The organism is Pseudomonas sp. ME-P-057, from assembly GCF_030208975.1.
In the GTDB taxonomy this organism is placed as follows: Bacteria; Pseudomonadota; Gammaproteobacteria; order Pseudomonadales; family Pseudomonadaceae; genus Aquipseudomonas; species Aquipseudomonas lutea.
Map to the genome: position 1 here is coordinate 57625 of NZ_JARVSX010000012.1, position 26560 is coordinate 84184.

General features: G+C 55.8%; 26 protein-coding genes and 1 pseudogene. 15 read left to right on the plus strand and 12 right to left on the minus strand.

The annotated features are described in order from the left end of the window. Nucleotides 1–47 precede the first annotated feature (47 nt). Nucleotides 48–2897, plus strand: a complete 2850-nt coding sequence (locus QRN48_RS06205) for a class I adenylate cyclase (protein ID WP_285349469.1) — start codon at nucleotides 48–50, stop codon at nucleotides 2895–2897. A gap of 200 nt (nucleotides 2898–3097) precedes the next feature. Here the strand turns inward: QRN48_RS06205 and QRN48_RS06210 are convergent, their stop codons facing one another. Together QRN48_RS06210 and cyaY are read right to left on the minus strand one after the other, a co-directional pair. Continuing rightward, a complete protein-coding gene (locus QRN48_RS06210; RefSeq protein WP_037016585.1) occupies nucleotides 3098–3337 on the minus strand; it encodes a DUF1289 domain-containing protein in 240 nt (79 codons plus the stop codon). Further along, entirely contained in the window at nucleotides 3337–3690 is a 354-nt protein-coding gene (cyaY, locus tag QRN48_RS06215; protein ID WP_037016588.1) for an iron donor protein CyaY, read from the minus strand. The genes QRN48_RS06210 and cyaY overlap by 1 nt, the downstream gene beginning before the upstream one ends. Nucleotides 3691–3929: 239 nt before the next feature. On the opposite strand from cyaY, the gene lptM reads away from it, so the two are divergent. The 6 genes from lptM to QRN48_RS06245 are packed head-to-tail and all read left to right on the plus strand — an operon-like array spanning nucleotide 3930 to nucleotide 8527. Beyond that, on the plus strand, nucleotides 3930–4091 hold the full coding sequence (gene lptM, locus QRN48_RS06220; protein WP_037016591.1) for an LPS translocon maturation chaperone LptM: 162 nt from the start codon (nucleotides 3930–3932) through the stop codon (nucleotides 4089–4091). Between the two features lie 9 nt (nucleotides 4092–4100). Continuing rightward, nucleotides 4101–5348, plus strand: coding sequence for a diaminopimelate decarboxylase (gene lysA, locus QRN48_RS06225; protein WP_037016594.1), 1248 nt, complete (start codon nucleotides 4101–4103; stop codon nucleotides 5346–5348). 4 nt (nucleotides 5349–5352) lie between these two features. Continuing rightward, nucleotides 5353–6183 (plus strand): diaminopimelate epimerase, encoded by an 831-nt coding sequence (gene dapF / locus QRN48_RS06230; RefSeq protein ID WP_191944138.1) that lies wholly within the window; start codon nucleotides 5353–5355, stop codon nucleotides 6181–6183. Between the two features lie 13 nt (nucleotides 6184–6196). Next, nucleotides 6197–6934, plus strand: a complete 738-nt coding sequence (locus QRN48_RS06235; RefSeq protein ID WP_285349473.1) for a DUF484 family protein — start codon at nucleotides 6197–6199, stop codon at nucleotides 6932–6934. A gap of 2 nt (nucleotides 6935–6936) precedes the next feature. Continuing rightward, nucleotides 6937–7842, plus strand: a complete 906-nt coding sequence (gene xerC / locus QRN48_RS06240; protein WP_037016603.1) for a tyrosine recombinase XerC — start codon at nucleotides 6937–6939, stop codon at nucleotides 7840–7842. Then, nucleotides 7832–8527, plus strand: coding sequence for an HAD family hydrolase (locus tag QRN48_RS06245; protein WP_285349475.1), 696 nt, complete (start codon nucleotides 7832–7834; stop codon nucleotides 8525–8527). The genes xerC and QRN48_RS06245 overlap by 11 nt, the downstream gene beginning before the upstream one ends. Nucleotides 8528–8637: 110 nt before the next feature. Here the strand turns inward: QRN48_RS06245 and sutA are convergent, their stop codons facing one another. The 4 genes from sutA to glnK form a co-directional block, all read right to left on the minus strand. Continuing rightward, nucleotides 8638–8970, minus strand: coding sequence for a dormancy-specific transcriptional regulator SutA (gene sutA / locus QRN48_RS06250; RefSeq protein WP_037016609.1), 333 nt, complete (start codon nucleotides 8968–8970; stop codon nucleotides 8638–8640). 93 nt (nucleotides 8971–9063) lie between these two features. Next, nucleotides 9064–9495 carry a secondary thiamine-phosphate synthase enzyme YjbQ gene (locus QRN48_RS06255; protein ID WP_285349477.1) on the minus strand — a complete coding sequence of 144 codons (432 nt, stop codon included), beginning with the start codon at nucleotides 9493–9495 and terminating at the stop codon, nucleotides 9064–9066. A gap of 248 nt (nucleotides 9496–9743) precedes the next feature. Then, nucleotides 9744–11081, minus strand: a complete 1338-nt coding sequence (locus tag QRN48_RS06260; protein WP_037016614.1) for an ammonium transporter — start codon at nucleotides 11079–11081, stop codon at nucleotides 9744–9746. Between the two features lie 33 nt (nucleotides 11082–11114). Further along, complete coding sequence (gene glnK / locus QRN48_RS06265; RefSeq protein ID WP_002555808.1) at nucleotides 11115–11453, minus strand: P-II family nitrogen regulator; 339 nt, start codon at nucleotides 11451–11453, stop codon at nucleotides 11115–11117. A gap of 413 nt (nucleotides 11454–11866) precedes the next feature. On the opposite strand from glnK, the gene QRN48_RS06270 reads away from it, so the two are divergent. From QRN48_RS06270 to QRN48_RS06305, 8 genes and pseudogenes are all read left to right on the plus strand, one after another. Further along, entirely contained in the window at nucleotides 11867–12151 is a 285-nt protein-coding gene (locus QRN48_RS06270; protein WP_037016616.1) for an accessory factor UbiK family protein, read from the plus strand. Nucleotides 12152–12352: 201 nt separating this feature from the next. Then, a pseudogene (locus QRN48_RS06275) lies at nucleotides 12353–13204 on the plus strand (YifB family Mg chelatase-like AAA ATPase); the annotation flags it as partial. Nucleotides 13205–13366: 162 nt separating this feature from the next. Beyond that, a complete protein-coding gene (locus QRN48_RS06280) occupies nucleotides 13367–14281 on the plus strand; it encodes a hypothetical protein (RefSeq protein WP_285349479.1) in 915 nt (304 codons plus the stop codon). A gap of 353 nt (nucleotides 14282–14634) precedes the next feature. Further along, nucleotides 14635–15123 (plus strand): HAD domain-containing protein, encoded by a 489-nt coding sequence (locus tag QRN48_RS06285; protein ID WP_285349481.1) that lies wholly within the window; start codon nucleotides 14635–14637, stop codon nucleotides 15121–15123. A gap of 881 nt (nucleotides 15124–16004) precedes the next feature. Continuing rightward, a complete protein-coding gene (locus QRN48_RS06290) occupies nucleotides 16005–16319 on the plus strand; it encodes a hypothetical protein (protein ID WP_285349483.1) in 315 nt (104 codons plus the stop codon). A gap of 386 nt (nucleotides 16320–16705) precedes the next feature. After that, nucleotides 16706–17317: an HAD family hydrolase gene (locus tag QRN48_RS06295; protein WP_285349485.1), complete on the plus strand. Its 612-nt coding sequence runs from the start codon at nucleotides 16706–16708 to the stop codon at nucleotides 17315–17317. Nucleotides 17318–18544: 1227 nt separating this feature from the next. Continuing rightward, nucleotides 18545–19420: an alpha/beta fold hydrolase gene (locus tag QRN48_RS06300; RefSeq protein WP_285349486.1), complete on the plus strand. Its 876-nt coding sequence runs from the start codon at nucleotides 18545–18547 to the stop codon at nucleotides 19418–19420. Nucleotides 19421–19524: 104 nt separating this feature from the next. Then, nucleotides 19525–20412 carry an alpha/beta fold hydrolase gene (locus QRN48_RS06305; RefSeq protein WP_285349488.1) on the plus strand — a complete coding sequence of 296 codons (888 nt, stop codon included), beginning with the start codon at nucleotides 19525–19527 and terminating at the stop codon, nucleotides 20410–20412. 188 nt (nucleotides 20413–20600) lie between these two features. On the opposite strand, the gene QRN48_RS06310 is transcribed toward QRN48_RS06305, so the two are convergent. From QRN48_RS06310 to QRN48_RS06335, 6 genes are all read right to left on the minus strand, one after another. Further along, nucleotides 20601–21851 (minus strand): aspartate aminotransferase family protein, encoded by a 1251-nt coding sequence (locus tag QRN48_RS06310; RefSeq protein WP_285349489.1) that lies wholly within the window; start codon nucleotides 21849–21851, stop codon nucleotides 20601–20603. After that, nucleotides 21848–22909: a phosphotransferase gene (locus QRN48_RS06315; RefSeq protein WP_285349491.1), complete on the minus strand. Its 1062-nt coding sequence runs from the start codon at nucleotides 22907–22909 to the stop codon at nucleotides 21848–21850. The genes QRN48_RS06310 and QRN48_RS06315 overlap by 4 nt, the downstream gene beginning before the upstream one ends. After that, complete coding sequence (locus QRN48_RS06320; protein WP_502944578.1) at nucleotides 22902–23639, minus strand: SDR family NAD(P)-dependent oxidoreductase; 738 nt, start codon at nucleotides 23637–23639, stop codon at nucleotides 22902–22904. The genes QRN48_RS06315 and QRN48_RS06320 overlap by 8 nt, the downstream gene beginning before the upstream one ends. A gap of 93 nt (nucleotides 23640–23732) precedes the next feature. Continuing rightward, nucleotides 23733–24401: a GntR family transcriptional regulator gene (locus QRN48_RS06325; protein WP_285349493.1), complete on the minus strand. Its 669-nt coding sequence runs from the start codon at nucleotides 24399–24401 to the stop codon at nucleotides 23733–23735. Nucleotides 24402–24682: 281 nt separating this feature from the next. Then, nucleotides 24683–25792 carry an alkene reductase gene (locus tag QRN48_RS06330; RefSeq protein WP_285349495.1) on the minus strand — a complete coding sequence of 370 codons (1110 nt, stop codon included), beginning with the start codon at nucleotides 25790–25792 and terminating at the stop codon, nucleotides 24683–24685. A gap of 73 nt (nucleotides 25793–25865) precedes the next feature. Next, nucleotides 25866–26438: a TetR/AcrR family transcriptional regulator gene (locus QRN48_RS06335; protein ID WP_285349496.1), complete on the minus strand. Its 573-nt coding sequence runs from the start codon at nucleotides 26436–26438 to the stop codon at nucleotides 25866–25868. Between the last annotated feature and the right edge of the window lie 122 nt (nucleotides 26439–26560).

Sequence of the window (26560 nt, forward strand, 5' to 3'; positions counted from 1 at the left end):
TGCACCTTCACCCTTTATGCAGTGCCGCCCGCCGGCTTCGAGTCGCGATGACGCGTAGTTCCGAAATTCGCCCGGATTTGGATGAGGGCATTGACCGCAAGGTCCTCGCTCAATTACGAAGCCGTTTTCTGGCCTTAAGCCAAGGCCGGTTGCTACGTGCAAATGAAGGGCTGTCGACGAGGCAGCAGAGTGTGCTTGCGCTGCTCCCGCTGTTTTTTCACGTCAATCACCCGCTGTTGCCAGGCTATGTTTCAGGGTCCACACCGGCCGGGGTTTCACACTACGAGCCTGACGGCCAGGCCCTTGCCGAGGCGCAACGCCTGACACGGTCTTTTTCCTACAAACCACGCCGCGGGAATGCACCGCAGCCGATTCACGGCATCTTCCTGATGGGCAGTCTTGGCACGCTTGCGCAGACCGACCAGAGCGATATGGACGTATGGATCTGCCATGACCCGTACCTGTCTGCGGAGGACGTCCAGGAGCTGCGCAAAAAATGTCAGGCGCTTGAAAGCTGGGCAGCGAGCATGGGCGCCGAGGCGCACTTTTTTCTGGTTGACCCGCAGCGCTTCGTCGCCGGCGAGCGAGACGCGCAGCTAAGCGGTGAAGACTGCGGCACGACCCAGCACTTTTTGCTGCTCGACGAGTTCTATCGCACCGCCATCTGGCTGGCCGGGCGCACCCCGATGTGGTGGCTGGTGCCGGTTTACGAAGAAACCCGATACGCCGAATACACGCATACCCTGTTGTCGAAGCGCTTTATCCGCGCCGACGAAGTGCTGGATTTGGGGAATATGTCGCTCATACCGCCGGGCGAATTCATCGGTGCCGGGCTTTGGCAGCTGTTCAAGGGTATTGAATCGCCCTACAAATCAGTGCTCAAGCTGCTGCTGACCGAAGTCTATGCCAGTGAGCATCCCGAGGTGCAGTGCCTGAGCATGCGCTTCAAGCAAGCGGTGTTCACCTGTCAGGCCGATCTGGATGAACTTGATCCCTACGTCATGGTTTATCGGCGCATCGAAGAATACCTGCTCGCCAGAGGGGAGCCTGAACGCCTTGAGCTGGTGCGCCGCAGCCTGTACCTGAAGGTGAACAAAAAGCTGACTGGCGCAGCGCGCCACCGCACTACCGGCTGGCAACGTGCTTTGCTGGAGCGACTGGTCAGCGAGTGGAAGTGGGACGAGCGCCAACTTGCGCTGCTGGACAGTCGCAGCCAGTGGAAAGTCCGGCAGGTGGCCAGCGAACGTCGCGCGGTGGTGGGCGAGCTCAACCTCAGCTACCGCTTCCTGATCCAGTTCGCCCGCGCGCACAAGGCAGGGACTTCAATCAACAAGCGCGACCTCAGTGTGCTCGGGCGCCGCTTGTACGCTGCATTCGAGCGCAAAGCCGGCAAAGTAGAGTTTTTGAACCCGGGCATCGCGCCGGACCTGGCGGAAGACACCCTGACACTGGCGCAGTTACCCAACAAGCGCGAGCCTGGCAAATACCAGTGGTGTCTCTATAACGGCAACCTGAGCGCGTACGAACTGGAAACTTTCGCTCCAATAAAGCGCTGTCGCGAGTTGCTCGAACTGTTGACGTGGTGCCATCGCAACACCGTCATCGACACCAGCACGCACCTTGCGCTGCATCCGGGCATCAGCGATCTGACCGAGTTTGAGCTGTTCAACCTCCAGGGCGCCTTGCAACAGACCATTGCTCTGCCGCTGGGCATGGTCGAGGAAGACGTGTTGCTGAGCCCTAGCGTGCCTCGCGAGATACTGCTGCTGGTCAACGTCGGCGTCGATCCACTCCGGCACCATAAAGATCTGAACATCCTGATGACCACGGAGCGCACCGATTCCCTGAGCTATGCCGGCGTTCGGGAAAATCTCGTATTGACGTTCGATCAAATCACCCTCAACAGCTGGAACGAGGTGCTGGTCAATCGCTTCGACGGTCCGTATGCGTTGCTGGACTGCCTGACCGAGTTGCTCAACGGACTTGAGGCGACCGCTACGAAACCCGTCATTCGCGTGCGTAGCTTCTGTCACAACCGCGCACCGGCAATTGCGCAACGTGTGGAGGAGCTCATCGGCACGGCGCAACTGCTGCTGGCCCGGCGACTGAATCATCGGTACCTCATCCAGGTCGAGCAACGCTATCACGTGCTGGAGATGATGCCGGGCCACATCAGCCATGTCGCGCTTGAGCATTTGCCGGCGCTGTACGCATATCTGGGTGAAGAACTCTCCACTTACAGCCCGATTCATCTGGACCCCCAGGCACTGGATGATTCGGACCTGTCCCTGCTTATCCCTTATGGCCACCCGGAATGCGTCCAGGTGTTTTATCGGATAAATGAACCGCATGCCGATCTGTATGTGCTCGATGAACATAATTCGCTGTGGCATCAGCGTGTGGACTACCACGATGAACCCAGCCTGCTGGTGCCGCTGCGACGTTTTTTCCAGTCGCTGATGTACCGTCGCGTGGCATTGCTGCCGCTGGATAACCCGCCGGGTTCGATGTCGCTGGAAACGCTGTATTACCGCATCACCCCGGACGGCTCAGGTCGAGCCCGTCGCGTCGAGCACCGCCCGCCGCCGACCGTACTGATCGACAATTCATTCTTTGACGTGCAGGCGATCATCGAGGAGGCATCGCCCGGTCAGGTGAGCGTGACACTGTATTGCGACGGGATGGAATTTTCCGAGCTGGAATATGGCGATCAGCTGTTCAGCGTCGTGGCTCGGCGGATCCTCGAGCAGCGGCGCGAAGCGCAACGGTACCGCTGCTATATCACCGACCTGGACCTTTCAGGAATACTCGGAGACACGCATGGGCAGACGATTCTGTTCCTGCGCTACAAGGCGCAGCTCGAAGACTCGCTGAATGCGGCGATGGATCAGATGTGACTATTGCTGCGGCCTGGACGGCGGTTCGACACAAGGGCGGCTTTACGACATGAGGCGTGACGCGACGTAGCCCCAGCTTCGCGCCATAAACCGAATATGTAGGAGCCGGCTTGCTGGCGAAGGCTTTTATTCAGGCGCCGCCAGGTAAACGCCGAATCAGATTCGCCAGCAAGCCGGCTCCTACAGATCCCAGGGCTCAGTCATTCACACGCTTGTCTGGAAGTCGTGCTGCGACGCAAATCCGCTTGCCGGACGATCTCCCGACGGCGCTCGTCGGTCGCCGACCGCCATTCGCGGATGTCTTCGACGTGGCGCTGACATCCCGTGCAGACCTTGTCCTCGTCAAGCCGACAGATGCTGATGCACGGCGACGGCACCGCCGGGCTGACATTGCTGAACAACGGTTTTGCTGGCTTGGCCGCCGTGGCACCAACAGCCATCAGCGGTTGCCGTCGCTGCCGTCGAGGGCGTCGAAATCGATGTCGGCCCCGGCCTGCTTTTGCGCCAGCCGCTGCAGCATTTCGCCTAACAGCTCTTCACTCTTATCGCACACCCAGCGACTGCCTTCTTCGTCGTAGTCGAAGTGGAAACCACCATCCACTGCCGCCAGCCACAGCTGACGCAAAGGCTCCTGGCGACTGAAGATAAACTGAGAGCCATTTTCAAACTTCACGGTCAACACTCCGGCGGAGCTCTCAAGGTCCAGATCCAGACCGCTCTCGTCGAAGATATCCTCGAGCTTTTCTTGGGTGGCATCGACCAGGTCGTGAAAGCGGGCTTCGGTCAAACTCATTGCATGAACCTCAAAAGTGTCAGCGGATGGCGCAGCGACGCACGATACGGTCGCTCCCTGGCAATTGCAAAGGCTACCCGCCCAAGTGCCCTTCACTGCGTCAGAAATCCGCGCGGGGCACGCGGCATCGTTGCATGGCACCGTCAAAGCCCCGCCGGACGGGAACTCCAGCGCATAGGCAATCTGTCGGGTGGTCGGTATACTCGGGCGCAATTAATGCTTATACAAAGGATTTCGCCATGAAGCGCCTGATTTCCTCCCTGGCCGCGCTGCTTGCAGTTGCGTGTCTGGTCTCTGCCTGCGGTCAGAAAGGTCCCCTGTACCTGCCTGACGACGACTCATCCGACGGCTCCAGCCAGACCAAGTCGCACTCGCACAAGCATCAGACATCGACCTACTAGGAATCAGTCATGGACGCCTTCAACTACCGCGACGGCGAGCTGTTCGCGGAAGGAGTGGCGTTGTCTGCCATTGCCGAGCGTTTCGGCACGCCGACATACGTCTATTCCCGCGCGCACATCGAGGCGCAGTATCGCGCTTACGCTGATGCCCTGGACGGCATGCCGCATCTGGTCTGCTTTGCCGTGAAAGCCAACTCCAACCTGGGCGTTCTCAATGTGCTGGCGCGCCTTGGCGCCGGCTTCGACATTGTGTCCCGTGGCGAACTGGAGCGCGTGCTGGCGGCGGGTGGCCAGCCTGAGAAGATCGTTTTCTCGGGCGTGGGCAAGACCCGTGACGACATGCGTCGCGCACTCGAAGTCGGTGTTCATTGCTTCAACGTCGAATCCACCGACGAACTTGAACGTCTGCAAGTCGTGGCCGCCGAAATGGGCGTCCGCGCTCCGGTCTCGCTGCGCGTCAACCCGGACGTCGACGCCGGGACTCACCCCTACATCTCCACCGGCCTGAAAGAAAACAAATTCGGCATCGCCATCGCTGACGCCGAAGACGTTTACATACGGGCTGCGCAGCTGCCGAACCTGGATGTGGTCGGTGTCGACTGTCACATCGGCTCTCAACTGACGACCCTATCCCCTTTCGTCGACGCGCTAGACCGCTTGCTCGACCTGGTTGATCGCCTTGGCGATTGCGGCATTCTGCTGAAGCATATCGATCTGGGCGGCGGTCTGGGTGTGCGTTATCGCGACGAGGAGCCGCCTCTGGCAGGTGATTACATCAAGGCCGTGCGCGAGCGCTTGGATGGCCGCGATCTGGCACTGCTCTTCGAGCCCGGCCGCTTTATCGTCGCCAATGCGGGCGTGCTGCTGACGCGCATCGAGTACCTCAAGCACACCGAACACAAAGACTTCGCCATCGTTGATGCCGCCATGAACGATCTGATCCGTCCCGCGCTTTACCAGGCGTGGATGGATGTCACAGCAGTTCAGCCGCGCGAGGGTGCCAAACGCACTTACGACATCGTGGGGCCGATCTGCGAAACCGGGGACTTCCTCGCCAAGGAGCGCGAGTTCGCACTGGCCGAGGGTGACCTGCTGGCTGTGCATTCCGCCGGGGCCTACGGGTTTGTGATGAGCTCCAACTACAACACCCGCGGGCGCACGGCTGAGGTGCTCGTAGACGGTGAGCAGGCTTTTGAAGTGCGTCGCCGTGAAACCATCACTGAGTTGTTTGCCGGCGAAAGCCTGCTGCCGGAGTAATCCCATGCTGCTGCGTTTTACCAAGATGCATGGCCTGGGCAATGATTTCATGGTGCTGGACCTCGTAAGCCAGCACGCACACATCACGCCCAAGCACGCCAAGCAATGGGGCGATCGCCATACCGGAATCGGTTTCGACCAGTTACTGCTGGTTGAAGCCCCGAATAACCCGGACGTTGACTTCCGCTACAGGATCTTCAATTCCGACGGATCCGAAGTCGAGCAGTGCGGCAACGGTGCGCGGTGTTTTGCGCGCTTTGTGCTGGACAAGCGGCTGACGGCCAAGAAGCAAATTCGCGTCGAGACCAAAAGCGGCATTATCGAGCTGGACATCCGCAACGATGGCCAGATCAGCGTTGATATGGGCGCGCCGCGTCTGGTGCCTGCGGACATCCCGTTCGATGCGCCGGAACAGGCGACCTGCTACCCGCTTGATGTCGATGGCGAAACGGTTGAGCTTGCGGCGGTGTCCATGGGCAACCCGCACGCCGTGTTGCGCGTCTACGACATCAACAATGCCCCTGTGCACGTGCTGGGGCCCAGGATCGAAAACCACCCGCGCTTTCCGGCTCGGGTGAACGTGGGCTTCCTCCATGTTGTGGACCGTCAACGTGCCCAACTGCGAGTGTGGGAGCGTGGCGCCGGAGAAACCCAGGCGTGCGGCACGGGCGCCTGTGCGGCAGCGGTTGCTGCAATTACGCAAGGCTGGATGGATTCGCCGATGCTGATCGACCTTCCAGGCGGACGCCTGTCCATCGAGTGGGCCGGCCCCGGCCATTCCGTCGTCATGACCGGCCCGGCCGTGCGGGTTTACGAAGGCCAAGTACGTCTATGAGCGAGAAATTCCAATGACCGACCAGCCTGAAACTCCAACCGACACCTCCGGCCAGTTACCGGCTGATCACGCAGTGCCTATGCTTGACGCCGAGTCGGTTGCGGCCTGGCTGCAAGAACACCCTGATTTCTTCGCCAAGCACGACGAACTGCTTGCGATGATGCGCGTGCCCCATCAACGTGGCGATACGGTCTCGCTGGTCGAGCGCCAGCTCAAGCTGCTTCGCGAACGCAACATCGAGATGCGGCATCGACTCTCACAGTTGATGGACGTAGCGCGGGACAACGACCGGTTGTTCGAAAAAACCCGTCGCCTGATTCTGGACCTGATGGACGCGACCAGCCTCGAAGAGATTGTTATCGCGGTTGAAGACAGCCTGCGCCAGGAATTTCAGGTGCCCTTTGTCAGCCTGATCCTCTTCAGCGATAACCCCATGACCGTCGGCCGTTGGGTCAGCGGCGCCGACGCACACAAAGCCATTGGCGGCCTGATGTCTGGCGGTAAAACGGTGTGCGGTGCGTTGCGCGACCACGAACTGGAATTTCTATTCGGCAGCGAGCAGAGCAAGGAAGTAGGTTCTACCGCCCTGGCCGCCCTCACCCACCAGGGCCTGCACGGCGTTCTGGCCATTGGCAGTCGCGATCCGCAGCATTACAAAAGCTCGGTCGGCACCCTGTTTCTGAGCTACATCGCCGACGTACTCAGCCGTCTGCTCCCACGCTTCACCAATTCATTGCGATCGGTGCGCTAGTCATGGAGCAGCAACTGGACGCTTACTGCATGCATCTGCGCAGCGAGCGCCAGGTGTCCAGCCACACGCTTGAGGCCTATCGCCGAGACTTGAACAAGGTGCTGGCGCATTGCGGGAAACACAACATAAGCAGCTGGAAAGCGCTGGATATTCAAGCCATGCGCGGCCTGGTCGCGCGCTTGCACCAGCAGGGTCAGTCATCGCGCAGCCTCGCAAGACTGCTGTCGGCGGTTCGCGGTTTTTACCATTACCTCAACCGCGAAGGCCTCTGTGAGCACGACCCGGCCAATGGGCTGTCGCCGCCCAAGGGCGAGCGTCGCTTGCCGAAAACCCTGGATGCCGACCGCACACTGCAATTGCTTGAAGGCGGCGTCGAAGATGATTTTCTGGCCCGACGCGATCAGGCAATTCTGGAACTGTTCTATTCCTCGGGTTTGCGTTTGTCCGAGCTGACCGGGCTCAATTGCGCAGACCTTGATCTGGCCGACGGCCTGGTGCAGGTCTTGGGCAAAGGCAGCAAAAGCCGAGTCTTGCCGGTCGGCAGAAAGGCCCGCGAGGCATTGCAGGAATGGCTGAAACAACGCGCGCTGGCCAATCCCCAGGACGATGCGGTGTTTGTCAGCCAGCAAGGCCGACGCCTTGGTCCGCGCTCCATCCAGCTGCGGGTAAAAGCTGCGGGTGAACGCGAGCTGGGCCAGAATCTGCATCCGCACATGCTTCGCCACTCGTTTGCCAGCCATTTGCTGGAGTCGTCCCAGGATCTGCGTGCGGTGCAGGAGTTGCTGGGTCACGCCGACATTGCAACCACTCAGATCTACACCCATCTGGACTTCCAGCATCTGGCCACTGTGTATGACAGCGCCCATCCACGGGCCAAGCGCAAAGGTACTTCCGACAATGAGCATTAAGCTGATCACCTTCGATCTGGACGATACGCTGTGGGAAACCGCACCGGCGATTGTCAGTGCCGAGGCCAAGCTGCGTGAGTGGCTCACGGCGAACGCCCCTAGGCTTGGCCCGGTTCCGGTCGAGCATTTGTGGGAAATCCGCTCACGCCTGATTGAAGAAGACCCCACGTTCAAGCACCGCATCAGCGCACTGCGCCGCAAGGTTCTTTTCCGTGCGCTCGAAGATGCCGGCTACGCGGAAGCTGAAGCCCAGGACCTGGCTGACCAGAGCTTTGAGGTGTTTCTTCAGGGCCGGCATCAGCTGGACATCTTCCCTGAGGTCGTCCCGACACTGGAGGTTTTGACCAAGTCTTATACGCTGGGGGTCGTGACCAACGGCAACGCCGACGTGCGCCGCCTGGGCCTGGCCGATTACTTTGCGTTCGCGTTGTGCGCAGAAGATCTGGGCATCGGCAAACCCGATCCCGCGCCCTTCATCGAAGCGCTGAAACGCGGGCAGGCTCATGCCAGAGAAGCCGTGCACGTGGGCGACCACCCCGGCGATGACATTGCCGGCGCACAACGCGCGGGGTTGCGAGCCGTCTGGTACAACCCCGGCGGCAAGGTGTGGGAGGCTGACAAGGCTCCAGATGCCGAAATCAGTAGCCTGACGCAACTGCCAGAGGTGCTGGCGCGCTGGGCTTGATCCCCAACCCACGCTGCGCGAACGCCAGCCTTGGCCTGGGCAACACGAATCGCAGGCAATAAAAAACCCGCAGCGACAGCGGGTTTCTCATCAAGCGCGAACACCTTCCTTCAGATAGGACGGCTGCCGTACTTGTTGTCAGGCTTCTTGGGCGGATCGGCGACCACATTGGCCTCCACTTCCACAACCTTCCCACCCCGGGCGAGGAACTCTTCCATCGCGCGAGCCAGAGCATCACGCTCTTTGTTCTTGGCTTCCACGCTGGGCAATTCGTCAACCGAGACGGCGGCCTTGGCTTTGCCTTTGGCCGGAGTCGCCGATGCTTCAGGACTGTCTTCGACGTCCGCTACATCGTCATCGGGGGCCGCTGCAAGCTCCTCACCGTCCTCTTCGCCTTCCAGATCGTCTTCAAGACCTTCGTTATCGATGTCGTCGTCGCTCATGTTCTACCTCATGACTTGCGAAAGCAGATTAGTTATAGCCCAGCTGGGCTCGATTTCTTGGACAGCCGGAAAAAATTCAACTACCGCCCACACTCAGCGGTCGTGCCCCTCACCCTGAAGCGTGACGAGGACTTTACGAGCACCGCCTGCATCACGATGCTCGCCCAGATAAATACCTTGCCATGTCCCCAACGCCAGCCGGCCATTTGTAACCGGTAATGTCAGCTGGCAGCCAAGCAGACTGGCTTTGAAGTGCGCGGGCAAGTCGTCGGGACCTTCGTCGTCATGCTCGTACCCGTCGCGGCCCTGAGGCACAAGACGATTGAAAAAACGCTCGAAGTCGCGACGTACCGCAGGGTCGGCGTTCTCGTTGACGGTCAACGAGGCCGAGGTGTGTTGCAGCCAGACATGCAGCAGGCCAATGCGGCATTCGCGTAATTCGCGAAGCCCTGCAACGATCTCGTCAGTCACCAGATGGAAACCACGAGGCCTTGCCCGCAGCGTGATCAAGGTCTGTTGCCACATACCGTTCTCCGCCCTTCGGCGCGCATTCTAACGCGCTGGAAAAAAAAACAAAGTGCGCAATGAGTGACGATTTGCGCCAGTCGAGAATCAAGGCATTTATGCCTTCGCAAGCGCACCGGATCCTCAATCATGAGCGAGCGCCGCGACCCATGCCAAGACACGAAACGGTCCGCCTTCCGCAGACCACCCTATCGACAAACGCCAGGCAAAAAAATGCCCGGATAACCGGGCATTTTTTGACGTGTGGATTACAAGTTGTAGCCACGCTCGTTGTGTTGAGCCAGATCCAGACCGACCGCTTCTTCTTCTTCGGTAACACGCAGGCCCATGACCATGTCGAGCACCTTGAGAATGATGAAGGTCACGATCGCGGTGTAGATGACCGTGAACCCTACGCCTTTGCACTGAATCCAGACTTGTGCCGCGATGTCAGTCACGGTGCCAAAGCCGCCCAGTGACGGCGCTGCGAACACGCCGGTCAGGATCGCGCCGAGGATACCGCCGATCCCGTGCACACCAAAGGCGTCCAGCGAGTCATCGTAGCCCAGCTTGCGCTTCAGGCTGGTGGCGCAGAAGAAGCACACTACGCCTGCCGCGAGACCAATAATCAGGCCACCCATCGGGCCGACGGTACCTGCTGCAGGGGTAACGGCAACCAGACCGGCAACCACACCCGAGGCAATGCCCAGAGCGCTTGGCTTACCGTGGGTCAGCCACTCGGCGAACATCCAGCCCAGCGCTGCCGCAGCGGTAGCGATCTGGGTAACCAGCATGGCCATGCCGGCAGTGCCATTGGCAGCAGCCGCCGAGCCGGCGTTGAAGCCAAACCAGCCTACCCACAGCATGGCGGCACCCACCAGGGTATAACCCAGGTTGTGCGGAGCCATCGGGGTTGTCGGGAAACCTTTACGCTTGCCGAGTACCAGGCACGCTACCAGGCCAGCCACACCGGCGTTGATGTGAACAACGGTGCCGCCCGCGAAATCGAGCACGCCCCAGTCCCACAAAAGACCGCCGACGCCACTCCAGACCATGTGCGCAATCGGTGCATAAACCAGCGTGAACCAGATCGCCATGAAGATCAGCATCGCGGAGAACTTCATGCGTTCCGCGAACGCGCCGACGATCAGCGCCGGGGTGATGATCGCGAAGGTCATCTGGAACGTAACGAAAACGGCTTCGGGAAACAGTGCCGCCGGGCCTGTGATGCTAGCGGGCGTGATGCCTGCCAGGAACGCCTTCGAGAGGCCGCCGACGAAGGAGTTGAAGTTGACGACGTTGGCTTCCATCCCGGTGGTGTCGAACGCCATGCTGTAGCCGTAAACGACCCACAGGATGCTGATCAGGCCGGTGATGGCGAAGCACTGCATCATCACGGAAAGAATGTTTTTAGAGCGGACCATGCCGCCATAGAACAGCGCCAGACCGGGGATGGTCATGAACAGCACCAGGGCGGTCGAGGTCAGCATCCAGGCGGTGTCGCCGGAATTGAGTACAGGGGCTGCCACTTCGTCTGCCGCCATGGCCAAGCCAGGGGTGACGAGGGACAACAGGGCTCCTAGCCCTGCGAATTGACGCAGAGTCATATTGTTTTCTCCTGGGGCTTTGGGTTTGGCGGCTTAGATTGCGTCGGTATCGGTTTCGCCGGTACGGATGCGGATGGCCTGTTCCAGATTGACCACGAAGATCTTGCCGTCACCGATCTTGCCGGTGTTGGCCGCTTTGGTTATCGCTTCGATAACGCGGTCCAGATCCTTGTCGTCGATCGCAACATCGATCTTCACCTTGGGGAGGAAGTCGACTACATATTCCGCACCGCGGTAGAGCTCGGTGTGGCCCTTCTGACGTCCGAAGCCTTTGACTTCAGTAACCGTGATGCCCTGCACGCCGATTTCGGACAGCGACTCGCGTACGTCGTCCAGCTTGAACGGCTTGATGATGGCAGTGACTAGCTTCATGAAACTTTCTCCCGAATTGGTGGACTTGCCCCAGGAAAACAAACCCGACTCAAGTCTAAGCGCAGTGCCTGGCTTTGTAACGCGTCGTGGCCGAATCAGGCCTGACCGCCTCCAGTAAACCGCTTATGACGAAACATCCCCGCTCCGCCTGCCGCACTGCATTCGTCACAGCGACTGCATCAGTGCATGGGTTACATGCCACTAAGCAGAAAGCTTGCCATCTCATGAATAGGCGCGATTTTCGGCACTTCAGCGGTTGATTCATGCTCAAGCGTAGCCACCGCCCGCTGACACCGCACAACAACGGTGCGCTCGTGCACGGTGCGATGCGCGAAAAGCGTGCAGAGCCTGACCCTGCGAGCCATGCAAAACCTGCGTGCTACACTCGCGGCATCTGATTCAGGAATCTCATCATGCTCGCCCCCAAAGCCTTCCTCGACGCCCTGAGCGGCCACGCCTCCCGCCTCTTCACCGGCGAAACCCCTGTTCCTCGCAGCGAATTCGAAGCCCAGTTCAAGGCCCTGCTGCAAAGCGGGTTCAGCAAGCTGGATCTGGTTAGCCGGGAAGAATTCGACAGCCAGATGATCGTGCTCGCCCGCACCCGCGCCCGTCTTGAGGCACTGGAGGCGAAGGTGGCGGAAATGGAGGCGCAACTAGCGACGCAACCACACGCGTCGGGGGATGAGCCACAGGGTTGAGCGCTTAACCCTGTGAGTGCTCAGGCGCAGTGCGCAATGCGCTGAACCTGAGCCCTGATCGCCTCCACCGTGGCAATCGACTTATCCCCCCGTGCCCCTGCCCTTCATACACACCCCGAAAAACATGCCCCCGCCAACCCGTCGGGCCAATGACTATCCTTCAGCTCGCCGCAGGAAGCGGTGCTGCCTTCAAGGAAAGCCATGTCCCTCGCGATTGTTCTGAGCCGTGCCCAAGTCGGCGTGGAAGCGCCCGCCGTGACCGTCGAAACCCATCTCGCCAACGGGCTGCCGAGCCTGACGCTGGTGGGTCTGCCGGAGGGTGCGGTGAAGGAAAGCAAGGATCGGGTGCGCAGCGCCCTCCTCAATTGTCGGCTGGAATACCCGGCGCGACGGATCACGCTCAATCTCGCTCCTGCCGACTTACCCAAGGACGGCGGGCGATTTGATCTGGCCATTGCGCTTGGCTTGCTCGCCGCGAGCGCGCAGGTGCCCACGCTGGCCCTGGAAGGCATCGAGTGTCTTGGCGAGTTGGCGTTGTCGGGGGCGATTCGAGCCGTGCAGGGTGTGCTTCCGGCGGCGCTTGCCGCGCGTGAAGCCGGGCACACGTTGATCGTACCGGCGGTGAATGCCGAAGAAGCGTGCCTGGCGTCAGGCCTGAAGGTAATTGCAGTCAGTCATCTATTGGAGCTGGTGTCCCACCTGAACGGGCATACGGTCATCGCGCCTTATAAATCCAACGGACTGATTCTACAGACGCAGCCCTATCCCGACTTGAGCGAGGTGCAAGGCCAGACCGCTGCCAAACGCGCGCTGCTGGTGGCTGCGGCTGGCGCACACAATCTTCTCTTCAGCGGACCACCTGGCACTGGCAAAACGCTTCTAGCCAGCCGCCTGCCTGGACTGTTGCCACCCTTGAATGAACTGGAAGCACTGGAGGTGGCAGCGATTCAATCGGTCGCCAGTCACGCCCCTTTGACCAGTTGGCCGCAACGGCCTTTCAGGCAACCTCATCATTCGGCGTCGGGTCCTGCGCTGGTCGGAGGTGGCTGTAAGACCCATTGATTCAAGTCAATGACACAGATATTTGTCAATCTCACAAAGATAAATGACAATAGACCCGCCCTCATTCGCTTGGCGTCTGGGGCACACGGCGGGCGCGCGCAGATTTGAGAGGATCTCCCTGCTAGTCATGAATATGTACAACAATGTGACGACATGCCTATCAGCTATGAATTATTTTGCAAACTCAACGCATCAACTGTTGTAGGAGTTGGCGAGATTATTTGCGACCCTAACCACAAGCGATCAAAAATCAAAGCATATTTTGAGAGTAACTCCAAAGAGAACAGGTTCTGGTGTTCAAGCTTTCCCATCCAAGACTTTAGAATTCTTAGAGCAGGGCTCTTTTACAAAGCCACAAGACTTTCCGCTGGAACAGACCGTGCGTGGGTGACGATTCAGCCCGAAAGGCTAATTAGTCATGAGAACGTCCTGCCGATGTCAGAAGTAGAAATTCTCGGTCGATTACAAGACAGCTTCGAAACCAGAATAAGAGCACCAGAAATTCCGCACACACATGCTTTTTTTTTGCATGAAAACCATTTGCGTCTAAATAACGATACGTATATTTTGATTATACCTTGCGCCGCAGTGCTACAACACTACATTTGCACCAGCGCACTAATTACTAAGATGGCGTTTTCGCCCCATCTGGCCGTAGCTATATCCCGGACAATTAAAGAACAAGAACACCTGACACCAACTGGGAAACAATGGACGTATGGTGATAAGCTCAGCCTCCGCAAGCTGTCGTCCACACCACAATATCAAATTGCGGCTAAAATGCCTTACAAACACATGATGATGGCAGCAGTAAATAATAGCCAAGAAAAAATGAACAATTCAATTTCAGCCATTACCCAATTCCCCCTCACCACTGAAACTACATTATATGTTAACTATAGAGAATATCCGGCAGGAATTTCAGGCCACACCAACTGCCGCACTTTAGTCATCGAAAACATCATGGACTCAATTGAGACGGAGCTCTGGAAGGAAACGATGACGCAGGAATATTTGTTCGGACATTCAGCACGCCCTACTACAAAACATTTCAACATGTTGCATTAAGATCTAGCATCTGAATAGATCGTCTCGTGCTCGCGCTCTAGATCAATGGAACATAAAACCATTTCTAATGGCATTGGTGAAGAGCTGAGTTGACAACGCAGCTCAACTAGACCTCTGAGAGACAAGTGCTCGGAGTATCTTCTGCTTCTAGTTTTTATGCCGCGATCTCTCATATTAAGGGGTGAAGGTCGGCCGCTTGCTAAGCAGGCGACCTTGGCTTGCTGTTGGGTCCAAACACGATCAGTACCTGGGTTGCTCTATTGCGCTATGGACCTACAGCCTAAAGTACGCAACGATATAAATACGGTTCAAAGCTCAGACGTCAATTCATAGGTATTTCATCGGGGGATCGCATGATTCTGTTTTTAGATTTTGACGGGGTGCTGCATCCGGATTCGGTCTTTCTCGGACGCTCTGGGCCGGTACTCCGCTCAGATGGCCAGCTCTTTATGTGGGCCGGGTTGCTGGAAGCTGAATTAGCGCCGTTCCCGGATGTGAGAATTGTATTAAGCACTAGTTGGGTGCGTCAGCTTGGATTCGCTCGTGCAAAAAAACAGCTCCCGGCCAGCCTTCAAGCTCGCGTCGTAGGGTCCACGTGGCACAGCTCGATGGGAAAAGACTGGGCAGATAGCGTCTGGTGGGACCAAGCGACACGCCATAGTCAAATCCTTAAATATGCCGCCCGGTCCTCAATCTCCAATTGGCTAGCGCTTGACGATGACGTCGAAGGTTGGCCGAGCAGCGATCGCGATAAGCTGATAGCGAACATACCCGAGGAGGGGATATCGAATATGGAGACCCTCGTCGAGTTCCGCGCCAAGTTGACATTAGCTCGACTATAGTCCCGCTCACCCAATAGTGGCGATGGAACTATGCGAGCCCCACCGGCGCCGTCCAGCATGGTTGCACAAAATATTCCCAGAATAGGCAGCCTTTTCAGCCTGAAGCTGAGCGCTGCCATGAGCAGCTATAACTCGGGCTCCAAGGAGTGCTTGCGCCGCAATTGATCACTCAGTTCCATGATCTGCGGTGAGTGTATGAAAGCTTAGGCTCAAGCGGTCCTGGCTCCTCCGGTGAGGTGTGGGCTTCATCCTCAACCCCTTTCTTCAAAGCGATCACGAAGAAGGCGCCGCCGTGAACTTGCAGCGTACTCCCACCCGGGAATGATATTTCCAGAATCCCACTTTGGTCCTTCTCGCCGGCAGGCGAGATCCGGGCACCTGTAAGCGGATTCGTCGAAGGCCCCTTATTCAGGATGTTGCATTGATATTGCGGTACCTGCCGCAGCGCATTGATGAAAAGAACGCTCAAGCTCGATCTGGTCACACATCACCCTTAAGGTTGAAGGGCAGTCATTCCGTGTCTATCAACTACGTTACCAATCTGTTGAGGCTGAATTTCATGTCCGAAGCTGGACCTCATCATCAATGTCATCAGAGAGGGTCTGCAGCACAGGGTATTCAGCCTGCACTCGCGCAAGGAGATCCAGCACACCTGGCGCCTTGATAGTGACCACAAGCGCATAGGGCACCGGTACCGCATCCTCCATCCGAACCGATTAAACTGGTGATATTCGACCTTGAGCCGCCCACGCCGCAAGCGCGGATACTGTGACGTAGGGGCATCAGGTGAAGCTGGTGGGCAAGATTGTCACCATCTCCGATTTAAGAAGGACAAACAACGAAGTGTGCGGACTGTCGTCGGGCGCTTGAGGGGGAATGCGATGAAGATTACCGGTAAAGTCGAAATCGAAGCCGTCACAGACGTTGTATGCGATGTCTGCCGACTCACCACCAGATCAGAGAGCGGTGTTCTTCAGTTTGCGGTGCTGCAAGCCCACTGGGGGTACGGCACAAGGCACGACGGCGAGCGCTATGAGATCCATCTCTGCGAAGGGTGCTTCTTCCACACGATCGCCAACCTCAAACAGGAACGCCGTACCCAGAACATGTTTTGCGAGGACAGCGGAATTGGGGGCGAGGATTTTGGGTTGATCGGCAAGGACGGCTTTTTGACGACACCGCCCGAGGCTAGATAGGTGTAAAGCCTCGCAATCTGATGGGCGCGGGACTCGGGGCTAGTGGCCATCAGCTTGCGAAAATGATCAGCTTGCTTGGGTCATTACATTAGTCCATCAATGCCTGAATCGCATTATCAGTGTCCTGAGCGATCGCAGAAAGATTAACCGCCAGAAGCTCTATTTCAGCCTTGGGTGCGCGCCTCGCACCCGCTGGTTGCTTGGCGGGATTGGGCGATCATTCGCCGGTCCCGCTTCAACAGAACAGCAGAAGCAACCGACCGGGGACCTGGTTCGCCTATTCCTGTCTCTGAGAGCGTAATCAAGTTAGCTTTGCCTCGAGCTACGATGAAGCGGAGACTGAGTCTTAGGTAAAGTTGGCGAAGCGAAGCTCAGTGAGGTACCTCATGCCTGTTACGACTGCTATTTTTGATGCTTTTGGCACATTACTTCAGATCAGAGAGGGCACTCACCCCTATCGCAAAATTTTCAAACTTGGCATTGAGCAAGGTCGGCGCCCAAAAGCCAATGACGCAGAAGTCTTGATGTCCGCACCCATGGACTTAAAGGAAGCTGCTGATTTGTTTGGCATCCGAGTCGAACGTGCCTGTATGGAGCAGCTTGAGGCCGACCTTCACGATGAGTTGGCGAGCATCGAAGCGTACGTCGATGGCATAGCTTCGGTTGCTGCTCTACAGGCTGCGGGGATAAAGGTGGTGGTGTGTTCGAATCTCGCGAAACCTTATGCGTCAGCGATCAAAAGATTTTATCCGACGCTGGACGGTTACTCCTTCAGCTTTTCTGTCGGGGCCATCAAACCTTCGAGCAAAATCTATGAGCATGCTACGCAGTCAGTGGGTGCTCTACCTCACCAAGCTTGGATGGTAGGTGACTCCAAGAGATGTGACTGCGATGGTCCGACGACTTTTGGCATGCGAGGCTTCCACTTAGCTAGGGAGGGAGGCGGCAGCTACACGACGCTCAACGCCTTCGCCGATGACCTCCTGCGGACGCTGTAATCGGTTTTTTTGGTAAGCTTCAGATAGATGCGCTAGTACTGTTTAATCAACCGCGCTGGGACACGACGCAGCCGGTTCACCCCTTTGGATGATTTCCTGTCTGTTTCTGCCAAGCCGGAAGGTGAGCGGCTCAAGCCGTTCCGGCTCAAAGATCCCTGTACCTCCGGCGTAGAAGAAGCCAGTAGTATCAGTTCAAGTCCAGCTCACCGAGGGGCCGCTTTCGGCCCAAAGCTGACGTTGGTGACAGGCAGAGATCGGCCAGAAAAAGCCTATAGGCTTAGACTACACCGAAGTCCTGTCACGTTAATGGTCGGCATTGGGCGAAGTTGTTTATGGTCAGAATTGGAGCCACAGTGAAAAATTCGTTACCGCGTACTTTCTGTCAAATGTCCGCTTTGGGTCGATAGGAGCCGCTACATGGATAAATCATGCGAAAGCTGAGAAGCCCGGACGTCTTAGCCATGGCTGACGTTCACTCATCTGCGCGTCTGATGTCCTCCCGGGTAGGCATTGTCCAATCCGAAGTTCTTCGTTCATGAACCGAGTCAACGTGAGCAGACCATAGGCGAACTCCAACAGGCTAGAAGCAAATGCGGTTGCCGCCAGTGCCAATCTTCCCAACGGAGCCGCATCCCTGGACAAACCACACGGTCCAATGGCAATAGCGTCCGAGGCTCAATCCATGGTGGCAATGACATGATCAGCCTGCAACTCGAAAGTCGAAAGTCGTGATTCATTCCCAAGTGCAGGACTTCTATCAAATCCGGCTGTGAGTCAATCCCCTAGTCGCTGCGCGCGCCCAACAAGATGGCAGGATAATATGGCTGAGTTGAGCGTGTGTAGCCGCTGTTCCATCGATATCGCCCTATCTAACGATTTATCAAGATGCTGATCCTAAGCTTCGGCTCCAGCCACGCCCCCACGCTAGCCTCGACGCCTCTAATCGTATTTTTTTTGTGTGCGGTAAGTATTCGGATGATCGAAACAGCTCTCTTTTTTGGGAAAGTCACGTTGTTGGCATCCTTAAATCATGTTTAGCGTCCTGGGCCACAGAGTCCCGAAGTCCAAATCACGCGCATTGCTCAAGGCGGTGCTCATTCGCCAGGACAGACTAGCGTAGATTTTCTATCGCTGAGGTGCAGATCTTCTGGTTTGTAAGCAGCCTTGAGCATAGCGATATTGAGCACACCAATTTCCAACAAGCTCAAAGAACTAGGAGATCAAAACATGAAGTACTCATCTATGACGGATGGTTTTCGTTTGGCCTACGAACGCTCTGGTTCAGGAGATCCAGTCGTGCTTCTACACGGCTGGCCGGGAGATCATACAGATTATGATCAGCTTGTTCCCATGCTGACAAATTATGCCGACGTCATAGTTCCTGATCTTCGCGGGTTTGGCCTCTCAGATAAACACGACGCTGACCCCGAGCAGATTTATTCCGGAAAAGGCCAAGCTCGGGCAGTGATCGCATTGATGGAGGAGCTTGGTCTGAAAAATGCCATTATTTGTGGATATGACGTGGGCAGTTTCATATCGCAGACCATCGCTACGATGCGGCCGGATCTGGTGAAAGCATTGGTGGTCTCACCACCCCTCCCAGGTGCTGGCGACCGAGTTCTTGAGCTGAAGGAAGCTATGGAGTTCTGGTACACCAGCTTCCATAACCTGTCTCTTTTCGAGACCCTTGTTGATGGCAAACGTGACGCCGCCCGCGCCTACCTTCATCACTTTTGGTCACATTGGTCAGGTCCAACCTATGTAGTCGACGAAGCTCGAATCGATCACCTGGCCGACGTTTACTCTGCCCCAGGTGCCTTCAAGGCCTCAGTCGCTTGGTATCGCTCGTCCGGCAATCCTGTCACCGCATATGCAACCGAAACCATTCCAAGAAAAGAAGAACGTATCAAAACTCCTACGACTGTCCTATGGCAGGAAAACGATCCAATTTTCCCCATAGCTTGGTCTGATTTACTGGACGAATTCTTTGTAGATTACACACTGGAGCGTCTAGAAGCGGTAGGGCATTTTACTCCACTGGAGGCTACCACCAAATTCGCCTCATCGATTCGTAAGTGGCTAAGCAAATCAGCCAAAACATAATTCAGGCCTGCCCTCTCATTCTTAAGGCTTTCGAGCTATAGAAGCTTGCAGTAACCTCATCGAGAAAACTGTCTTATTGCCCATTATTTGAAGAGACTTCACGTATGACTAGTTTAGTTCATGTCAAGACTGTGGAAGTAAAATACATCGAATCAGATGGAGTTAGGATTTTTTATAGGGAGGCTGGTGATCCTAGCGCTCCTGTAATGCTTCTCATACACGGCTTCCCATCTTCATCCCATCAGTATCGGCAGCTCATACCGATTCTGGCAAAACACTATCGGGTGATAGCTCCGGATTTGCCGGGCTTCGGTTTCACCGAGGTACCAACCGAGCGTAACTACATCTACACTTTTGACAATCTTGCTATAACGCTTGCTGCTTTCGTTGATACATTGCAGCTGAGACGCTTTGCAATGTATGTTTTCGACTACGGTGCGCCTGTCGGTTTGCGCTTAGCGCTCTTTAACCCCCAGAGAATCACTGCCGTCGTTTCTCAGAATGGCAACGCATATCTCGAAGGTCTTGGAGAGGCATGGCAGCCAATTCGCGATTACTGGAAGACGCCGTCACCCGAAAATCGAAAGGTTGTTCATGACAACATGCTTAACTTAAAAGCGACCCGCTGGCAGTATCAGCATGGCGTAACCGACCCTAGTTCGGTTGCTCCAGAAGGATATCTTTTGGACGATCTGCTGATGCAACGTCCTGGGAACAAAGAAATTCAGCTCGATCTTTTTCTTGACTATGCAGACAACTTGACCTTATACCCAAGATTCCAAGAGTTCTTCCGACAAACTAAGTTGCCTACTCTAGTTATATGGGGTCAACATGACCCATTCTTTATCTCTCCAGGAGCTAAAGCTTTTGCCAAGGATAACCCAAACGCTGTGATTGAGCTGCTAGATACCGGGCATTTTGCTCTGGAGACCCATGTAGACTACATCGGTAGTCGAATTCTCGAGGTTCTGACGGAGGGAGAATCCGCCTGATTGCTTGCAAGTACTGTCAACGTCCAGGTATGAAATTATCATCGTGCCTGGACTGCTGGTTAGCTGGGGGAATAGTTTACGTCATCAGTTAGGCGGGTTAACTCTTCGGAGACTTGTCCTTCACGGTCGGCCTCAGTATTCGGCAGGCACGACATATCGTGATTCTGGCTCGCGGACTGATGAGAGATTCAACTCAGCGTTTGTAGCGTAAGCTCCAGTCGCTCAACCAGCAGATCAGCGTTAGCAAAGTCAAATACCAAAGGTGGCCGAATTTTTAGTACGTTAGCAGCGGGACCAGTGGCGCTGATTAGCACTTGGCGATGGCGCATTTGGTTGACTACCAATGCTGCGGCCTGTGTCGCTGGACGTTTAGTGCGTCTATCTTGGACCAGTTCCACGCCCAAAAATAATCCGGCTCCACGGACGTCTCCAATGATTTCGAACCGCTCTGCTAGAGCCTGCAGTCTGCGCTTGAGATAAATGCCTACCTGAAGAGCGCTAGATTGCAAATTCTCCAGACGCAGCACATCCAACACCGCATGGGCGGCTCTGCAAGATACTGGGTTGCCGCCATAAGTGTTGAAATAACGTTGCTGGTGTCCGAATTCCTCGTGCAGGGTGCGGGGACCAACCACACCTGCTACCGGGTAGCCGTTGCCCATTCCCTTACCCAGCGTTACTAGATCCGGTATTACCGTGTCATGCTGGAATCCCCATCTATGTACCCCGGTGCGGCCGAACCCGGCCTGAACCTCGTCGGCGATATATATTCCCCCTGCCTCATGAACTAACCGCGCTGCGGCAGCCAGATCACCCTTAGAGGGCACAAAGACACCGTCGCTTGAAAAGATGCTGTCCACAATCAAGGCTGCGGGTTTTACTCCCTGACGCTGCATCTTCACAATCGCAGCCTTCACGCTGTCTACAAAATTGCTGCTCCGGTATGAATTTGGCGCCTCTATCAAACCAACATGGTCTGCCAGACGTAGCCCTGTCGCTAACGATGGGGAAATGTCTGCAAGTAATGCAGTGACGCCATGGTATGCCCAACCGGTTACCAACAGCCCAGTTCCACCGGTGTAGCATTGAGCGATCCTGATAGCAAGGTCGTTCGCCTCACTACCGGTGCACGTCATGGTGAGGTTATTCAAAGACTCCGGAAATTCGCTAAGTAAATCTTCGGCGTAGTCGATGATTGCCGGATGAAGGTATCGGGTGTGGGTATTTAGCCGAGCACTCTGTTCTGCAATTGCCCGAACAACTGCGGGATGACAATGCCCTACAGACGCGACGTTGTTATAGGCATCTAGATGAGGCACGCCGTTCTTGTCGAACAACCATACCCCCTCACCACGAATGGGTTCGAATGGCTCGTCATAAAACAGCCTGTAGCTAGCGCTTAGGGCCTGGCTGCGTCGAGAACCTAAATCTGTACTCATGCATGCTCCGATTCACAGGCGGTGCGTAGTGCCAAGGACAGTGCCGCCGGATCCAGCTCGGCCAACCTCTGCAAATTGCGCCATGTATTGATGAGATTGCGCAGCACATAGGTTCGATTGTTTGGGTACAACTCTGCCCGCCATTGGGCGATGGTAATCGCCATCGCCATTCGAACAGCGATCAAGTCTCCAAGCACCTCGAGCTCGTCGACAGCCAGAGGTATGAGCGCGTTATAGGCAGCCACGAAAGGTTTAATTTGCCAGAAAGGGTCTGCTGCATCGGCGTCAAATTGATAGGCAAGCGCCGTACCCAATTCGTTTATTAGATTTGCCTGCAAAGCATCGCCGAAGTCGATGACAGCGGCCACCCGACGGTTTGTAGCATCGAGCAAAACGTTAGCTGGATTGAGGTCGTTGTGGATGACTTGAGACCGCATTCCGACAAGGCGAGGTTTCACCTCACGCTCGTGTCGGTCAAGCAGCTTACTGACCAATTGGTACTGTCTTGGGCTGAGAGCCTGTGATAATGCACGGATTCGTTCGGCATGGCCGACGTCCCAGAGGAGACTTCGCTGTGCCCCTGGATGCTCGAAGCTTCGAAGAGCGATATCTATCTTGGCCAAAGTCGATCCTAGATCATGCATAAGCGCGATGCTGGGATTACCCAGGTTTTGCGGCACGCCTTCTAGAAATGTGACTACCCTTACCGAGTACGAGTCTTCACCTAATCTAACTGTACTCTCGAATCCACCTTCAAGATCCGCCACTACCCGGGGCACTGGCAGATCAGCCCCGCTGCGCTCGATATGCAGCAAAGCCTGCGTTTGAAAAGTGGTAACGCTAGGTTGCTCGGCCGGATTGATCACTTTCAGGACGAATGAGCCCTGTGCCGTCCGCACGAGAAAGTTCGCGTCCCGCTCACCATTGAGCACCTGTACTGCTCCAGCCAGACCGTAATGACTTTTCGCAATTCCGGCAGCATGGCGCGCGTCCACTAGCGGAACGCCAGTTGTCATAAGCTCGGTGCAGGACAAGTCTCCCACGATCACGTCAGACATGCTGCCCGCCATTAACGTGTATCTCAGAACCATTCACGTAGGAGGCGCCACTCGTGCAAAGGAAATAGACAAGTGAAGCGACTTCTTCAGGTTTCCCTAAGCGGTGCATGGGGACTAGGCGCTCAACGATATCGGCCGTGCCCGGGGAGAGTATGGAAGTGTCGATTTCGCCAGGCGCAATGGCGTTAACCCTTACACCGTGCCTTCCAAAGTCAAAGGCCATCTCGCGCGTGAGGGCGGAAAGAGCGGCCTTGGAAGTGGAGTAACAGACGCCGGCAAAAGGATGTACTTTGGACCCTGCGATAGAGGTCACATTGATGATGCTGCCCTTAGCAGCTTTGAGTTCATCAAACAGCCCGCGCGCAAGTAATGCAGTTGAGAACAGGTTGACGTTAAAAACCTTGATCCAAGTCGCGTAATCCGACTCAAGCACACCTAGGCGAGCACCTTCCAAGCCTTTGGGCGATATTCCTGCGTTATTAACCAATGCATCCAGGCGCCCGCCCAGCTTGTCTTTAATCGCTGCCATGCTGGCTGTAACACTGTCGATGTCCTCCAGGTCCAAGTGAATATGGTTGAGCAAACCTTCAGCCCACGGGCATTCGGCAACCCAATTTTGCCGTGACGCCGTGAAGACCTCCCAGCCCGCTGCGTTGAAATGTTTCACAGTGGCGTGGCCGATACCCCGGCTGGCTCCTGTAAGCAAAAGCTTTTTCTTGTCGTTGATCATGGCAGCTCCAATTTATGATGCATGATGCATCATCTTTTCGAGCGTCAGGGTTGTCAAGGACCATATCCAGGATGACGGGCGTGTTCGGATCAGCTACTCGCTACGTACCGCAATGAATTCCAGCATCTTCTGATTTCCATCCATGATGTCCGTCTGCATCGCTAGCTTTGCTGCTGCAGCATCCTTCTCCCGCAACGCGGTCAAAACCTCCACATGATGCTCAATGGCCATTGAAAGCGAAAAATGGGCATAAGCCTGAGCAATTAACGGACCGGTTCGCATCCAAAGGCTGTCCAGTATCCCTCGTAGCAATGGCATCCGCGCTGCTTCAGCTATTAGAAAGTGAAACTCGCTGTTGAGTCGCAACGCTTCGGAAAAGTCTTTATTATCAATTGCTTGTAGGTTCAGCTCGATATTCTCCGCTATGCGATCGATATCCGCCGCGGTTGCCAAAGTGGCTGCTGTTTCAGCTCCAAGTCCTTCTAAGCTGAGGCGTAACGTACGGATTTCGGCGTAACCGTCCTGATCTAGCACAGGCACGCGGATATCCCGCGGGGTTTTAAGTACTAAAGCCTTCTCTTTGGCTAACTGAAGGATGGCATCACGTACTGGCGTGACGCTGGTTCCCAACTGTGCAGCCAACTCCCTAATGCGTAATCGGTCGTCAGGCTTCAACCCTCCAGTGATTAGCGCATTGCGCAGACGAGAATAGACGCTACTCCCTAGGTAGGTGTGGGCTATGGTGTCGAGCGGGTAAGACATGAGTCACCGGGTGCTGATTTTGCGGTGACTATACAACAAGACCGTCATACCCTAGTTGGGGACATAATAGGAAAATCCGGGTGTAGGGCGGACGCCGCAGGCATCCCAATTTGGCCGTGAATGCATGCCAGCCCTAGGGCCCGTCAACCTGGCCATATCCTGTCTTAGGATGGTCACTAGAAAAAGTGCGAATCTCCCCACGCGACGTTCTAGGCAGGACCCATCCGCGCTCTTGGTACCCGGAACTGGCCGAGCTATCCGTTGCCGCCCGCTTATCGATTTCAGAGTGAAGTGAACTCTGCATAATCAGTATAGCCGGCAGCCCCACCGCCGTAGAAAGTGGCCCGGTCGTAGGCACTCAAAGGATGATCATTGAATAATCGATTGGGTAAATCAGGATTTGAGATGAAATGCCTTCCGAATGCGATGGCGTCAGCCATTTCATCCTGAATAAGACTTTCGGCACGTTGGCGGTTGAAACCGCCAGACACGATTATTGGTCTTGGGAAGGTATTATGAAAGAGCCTCGACACAGAGGACGGCTTTGTCATGTCATGCTCTTCTCTCAGACCTGCATTCGCTCGAGGCTCGATCAGATGAAGATAAGATACCGGTTTGCGACCGAGTAAGTGGATGACCTCCCGAAAGAGATGTTCAGGGTCGCTATCGTGCATGTCGTTAAAGGTTCCGTAAGGGGACAAGCGTACGCCTACTGGTCGGCCGCTTGACGCCTCACCGACAGCATCTACGACCTCAAGTAAAAACTTTGCCCTTGATGAAACAGGTCCACCGTATTCGTCCTTGCGCGTATTCACGTTATCGTGGAGGAATTGATCGATGAGATATCCATTTGCAGCGTGGATTTCTACTCCATCGAAGCCAGCATTTATCGCTCTGGAGGTTGCTGTACGATAGTCCGCCACGATTGCGGCGATGGCTTCACGGCTAAGGGGAGTTGGCGCTTCACGGGGACAGTTCTGAAAACCGGCACCCATAGCATTGCTTGAGACAGCAATCGCGGACGGTCCAACCGGGAGCGAGCCAAGAGAATTGTGGCTAGAATGAGATGCTCGGCCTGTGTGCCAGAGCTGAAGAAAAATGACCCCGCCTTTCGCGTGCACAGCTTCTACAACTTTTCGCCAGGATTGCTGCTGCTCATCGGTGAAAATGCCTGGTGCGCCCGGCACACCCTTCGCCTGCTCTGAGATGTTTGTAGCCTCGGTAATTATCAGGCCGCCCTCGCTTGCTCGTTGGGCGTAGTACTCCACCATTAATTCAGTTGGCACTCCAGCGGGCTCTGTTGCTCGTAGCCGAGTAAGCGGCGCCATCACGACTCGATGCGACAGACGAGCTTTACCAATCAACAGTTCTTTTTGCAGGTACAGAGTCATTATCTTACTCTCAATGTGACCGGTCGTCTTAGATTCAACGATAACTAACTGTGTGTCTCTAAGGTATTTGCTTTTAGAGGATCTGGATCAAAAATTCGGCGAAGACGTTCAGTGGTCGGCCCGATCTGTCAGCTTTTGCGCGAAGTACGGAGCCTTCCCAAGAGTTCAGAAGAAATGCGGCCAACTTATCTGAATCCATAATGTTGGTGATCGATCTATCAGCTTGACCTTGGCGTATGCAAGCTTCTAATGATGTCGTCCAAACATCGAATACTTGACTGACTTTGGCTCTGATTTTCTCGCTGTGTTCAGACATCTCAGTAGCAAGGTTTCCAACCATGCAACCGGTCTTGTAGCGATGCTTCTCGGCGTAGCTATTTAAAGCCTCGAAATAGTTGAGTAGCCGGGTCTTAGCAGGCTCGGCCGGGCGCGAAAGCATTTTGAGACCCTCCAAAGCATAAGCCCAGTAGCACTCCAATGTGTGCAAGGCCAGATCTTCTTTACTAGCAAAGTGGTTGTAAAAAGAGCCTTTGGGCACTCCTGCGGCAGAGGTGATGTCTTTCACCGCCGTCGCGTGATAACCGCGGCGGGAGAACATTTCCATTGCTGCAGCTTCGATGTCCGCCCGGACGCTGATCTGAGGCATTTCCGCTCTTCGCTCGATTGTATTACGACCGAAATATGACCGACCGTCTTCGGCAAGTCAAGCTCTGTAAACTGCTTGCTTCACTTATTGGGCTATCTAACCCTGCCAGAAATATTGGTGAG

What these genes read in the sequence shown, in the direction of transcription:
- QRN48_RS06205 (WP_285349469.1), top strand. Translation starts at nt 48, where the DNA reads ATGACGCGTAGTTCCGAAATTCGCCCGGATTTGGATGAGGGCATTGAC.
- QRN48_RS06210 (WP_037016585.1), bottom strand. Translation starts at nt 3,337, where the DNA reads ATGGCTGTTGGTGCCACGGCGGCCAAGCCAGCAAAACCGTTGTTCAGC.
- cyaY (WP_037016588.1), bottom strand. Translation starts at nt 3,690, where the DNA reads ATGAGTTTGACCGAAGCCCGCTTTCACGACCTGGTCGATGCCACCCAA.
- lptM (WP_037016591.1), top strand. Translation starts at nt 3,930, where the DNA reads ATGAAGCGCCTGATTTCCTCCCTGGCCGCGCTGCTTGCAGTTGCGTGT.
- lysA (WP_037016594.1), top strand. Translation starts at nt 4,101, where the DNA reads ATGGACGCCTTCAACTACCGCGACGGCGAGCTGTTCGCGGAAGGAGTG.
- dapF (WP_191944138.1), top strand. Translation starts at nt 5,353, where the DNA reads ATGCTGCTGCGTTTTACCAAGATGCATGGCCTGGGCAATGATTTCATG.
- QRN48_RS06235 (WP_285349473.1), top strand. Translation starts at nt 6,197, where the DNA reads ATGACCGACCAGCCTGAAACTCCAACCGACACCTCCGGCCAGTTACCG.
- xerC (WP_037016603.1), top strand. Translation starts at nt 6,937, where the DNA reads ATGGAGCAGCAACTGGACGCTTACTGCATGCATCTGCGCAGCGAGCGC.
- QRN48_RS06245 (WP_285349475.1), top strand. Translation starts at nt 7,832, where the DNA reads ATGAGCATTAAGCTGATCACCTTCGATCTGGACGATACGCTGTGGGAA.
- sutA (WP_037016609.1), bottom strand. Translation starts at nt 8,970, where the DNA reads ATGAGCGACGACGACATCGATAACGAAGGTCTTGAAGACGATCTGGAA.
- QRN48_RS06255 (WP_285349477.1), bottom strand. Translation starts at nt 9,495, where the DNA reads ATGTGGCAACAGACCTTGATCACGCTGCGGGCAAGGCCTCGTGGTTTC.
- QRN48_RS06260 (WP_037016614.1), bottom strand. Translation starts at nt 11,081, where the DNA reads ATGACTCTGCGTCAATTCGCAGGGCTAGGAGCCCTGTTGTCCCTCGTC.
- glnK (WP_002555808.1), bottom strand. Translation starts at nt 11,453, where the DNA reads ATGAAGCTAGTCACTGCCATCATCAAGCCGTTCAAGCTGGACGACGTA.
- QRN48_RS06270 (WP_037016616.1), top strand. Translation starts at nt 11,867, where the DNA reads ATGCTCGCCCCCAAAGCCTTCCTCGACGCCCTGAGCGGCCACGCCTCC.
- QRN48_RS06280 (WP_285349479.1), top strand. Translation starts at nt 13,367, where the DNA reads ATGCCTATCAGCTATGAATTATTTTGCAAACTCAACGCATCAACTGTT.
- QRN48_RS06285 (WP_285349481.1), top strand. Translation starts at nt 14,635, where the DNA reads ATGATTCTGTTTTTAGATTTTGACGGGGTGCTGCATCCGGATTCGGTC.
- QRN48_RS06290 (WP_285349483.1), top strand. Translation starts at nt 16,005, where the DNA reads ATGAAGATTACCGGTAAAGTCGAAATCGAAGCCGTCACAGACGTTGTA.
- QRN48_RS06295 (WP_285349485.1), top strand. Translation starts at nt 16,706, where the DNA reads ATGCCTGTTACGACTGCTATTTTTGATGCTTTTGGCACATTACTTCAG.
- QRN48_RS06300 (WP_285349486.1), top strand. Translation starts at nt 18,545, where the DNA reads ATGAAGTACTCATCTATGACGGATGGTTTTCGTTTGGCCTACGAACGC.
- QRN48_RS06305 (WP_285349488.1), top strand. Translation starts at nt 19,525, where the DNA reads ATGACTAGTTTAGTTCATGTCAAGACTGTGGAAGTAAAATACATCGAA.
- QRN48_RS06310 (WP_285349489.1), bottom strand. Translation starts at nt 21,851, where the DNA reads ATGAGTACAGATTTAGGTTCTCGACGCAGCCAGGCCCTAAGCGCTAGC.
- QRN48_RS06315 (WP_285349491.1), bottom strand. Translation starts at nt 22,909, where the DNA reads ATGTCTGACGTGATCGTGGGAGACTTGTCCTGCACCGAGCTTATGACA.
- QRN48_RS06320 (WP_502944578.1), bottom strand. Translation starts at nt 23,639, where the DNA reads ATGATCAACGACAAGAAAAAGCTTTTGCTTACAGGAGCCAGCCGGGGT.
- QRN48_RS06325 (WP_285349493.1), bottom strand. Translation starts at nt 24,401, where the DNA reads ATGTCTTACCCGCTCGACACCATAGCCCACACCTACCTAGGGAGTAGC.
- QRN48_RS06330 (WP_285349495.1), bottom strand. Translation starts at nt 25,792, where the DNA reads ATGACTCTGTACCTGCAAAAAGAACTGTTGATTGGTAAAGCTCGTCTG.
- QRN48_RS06335 (WP_285349496.1), bottom strand. Translation starts at nt 26,438, where the DNA reads ATGCCTCAGATCAGCGTCCGGGCGGACATCGAAGCTGCAGCAATGGAA.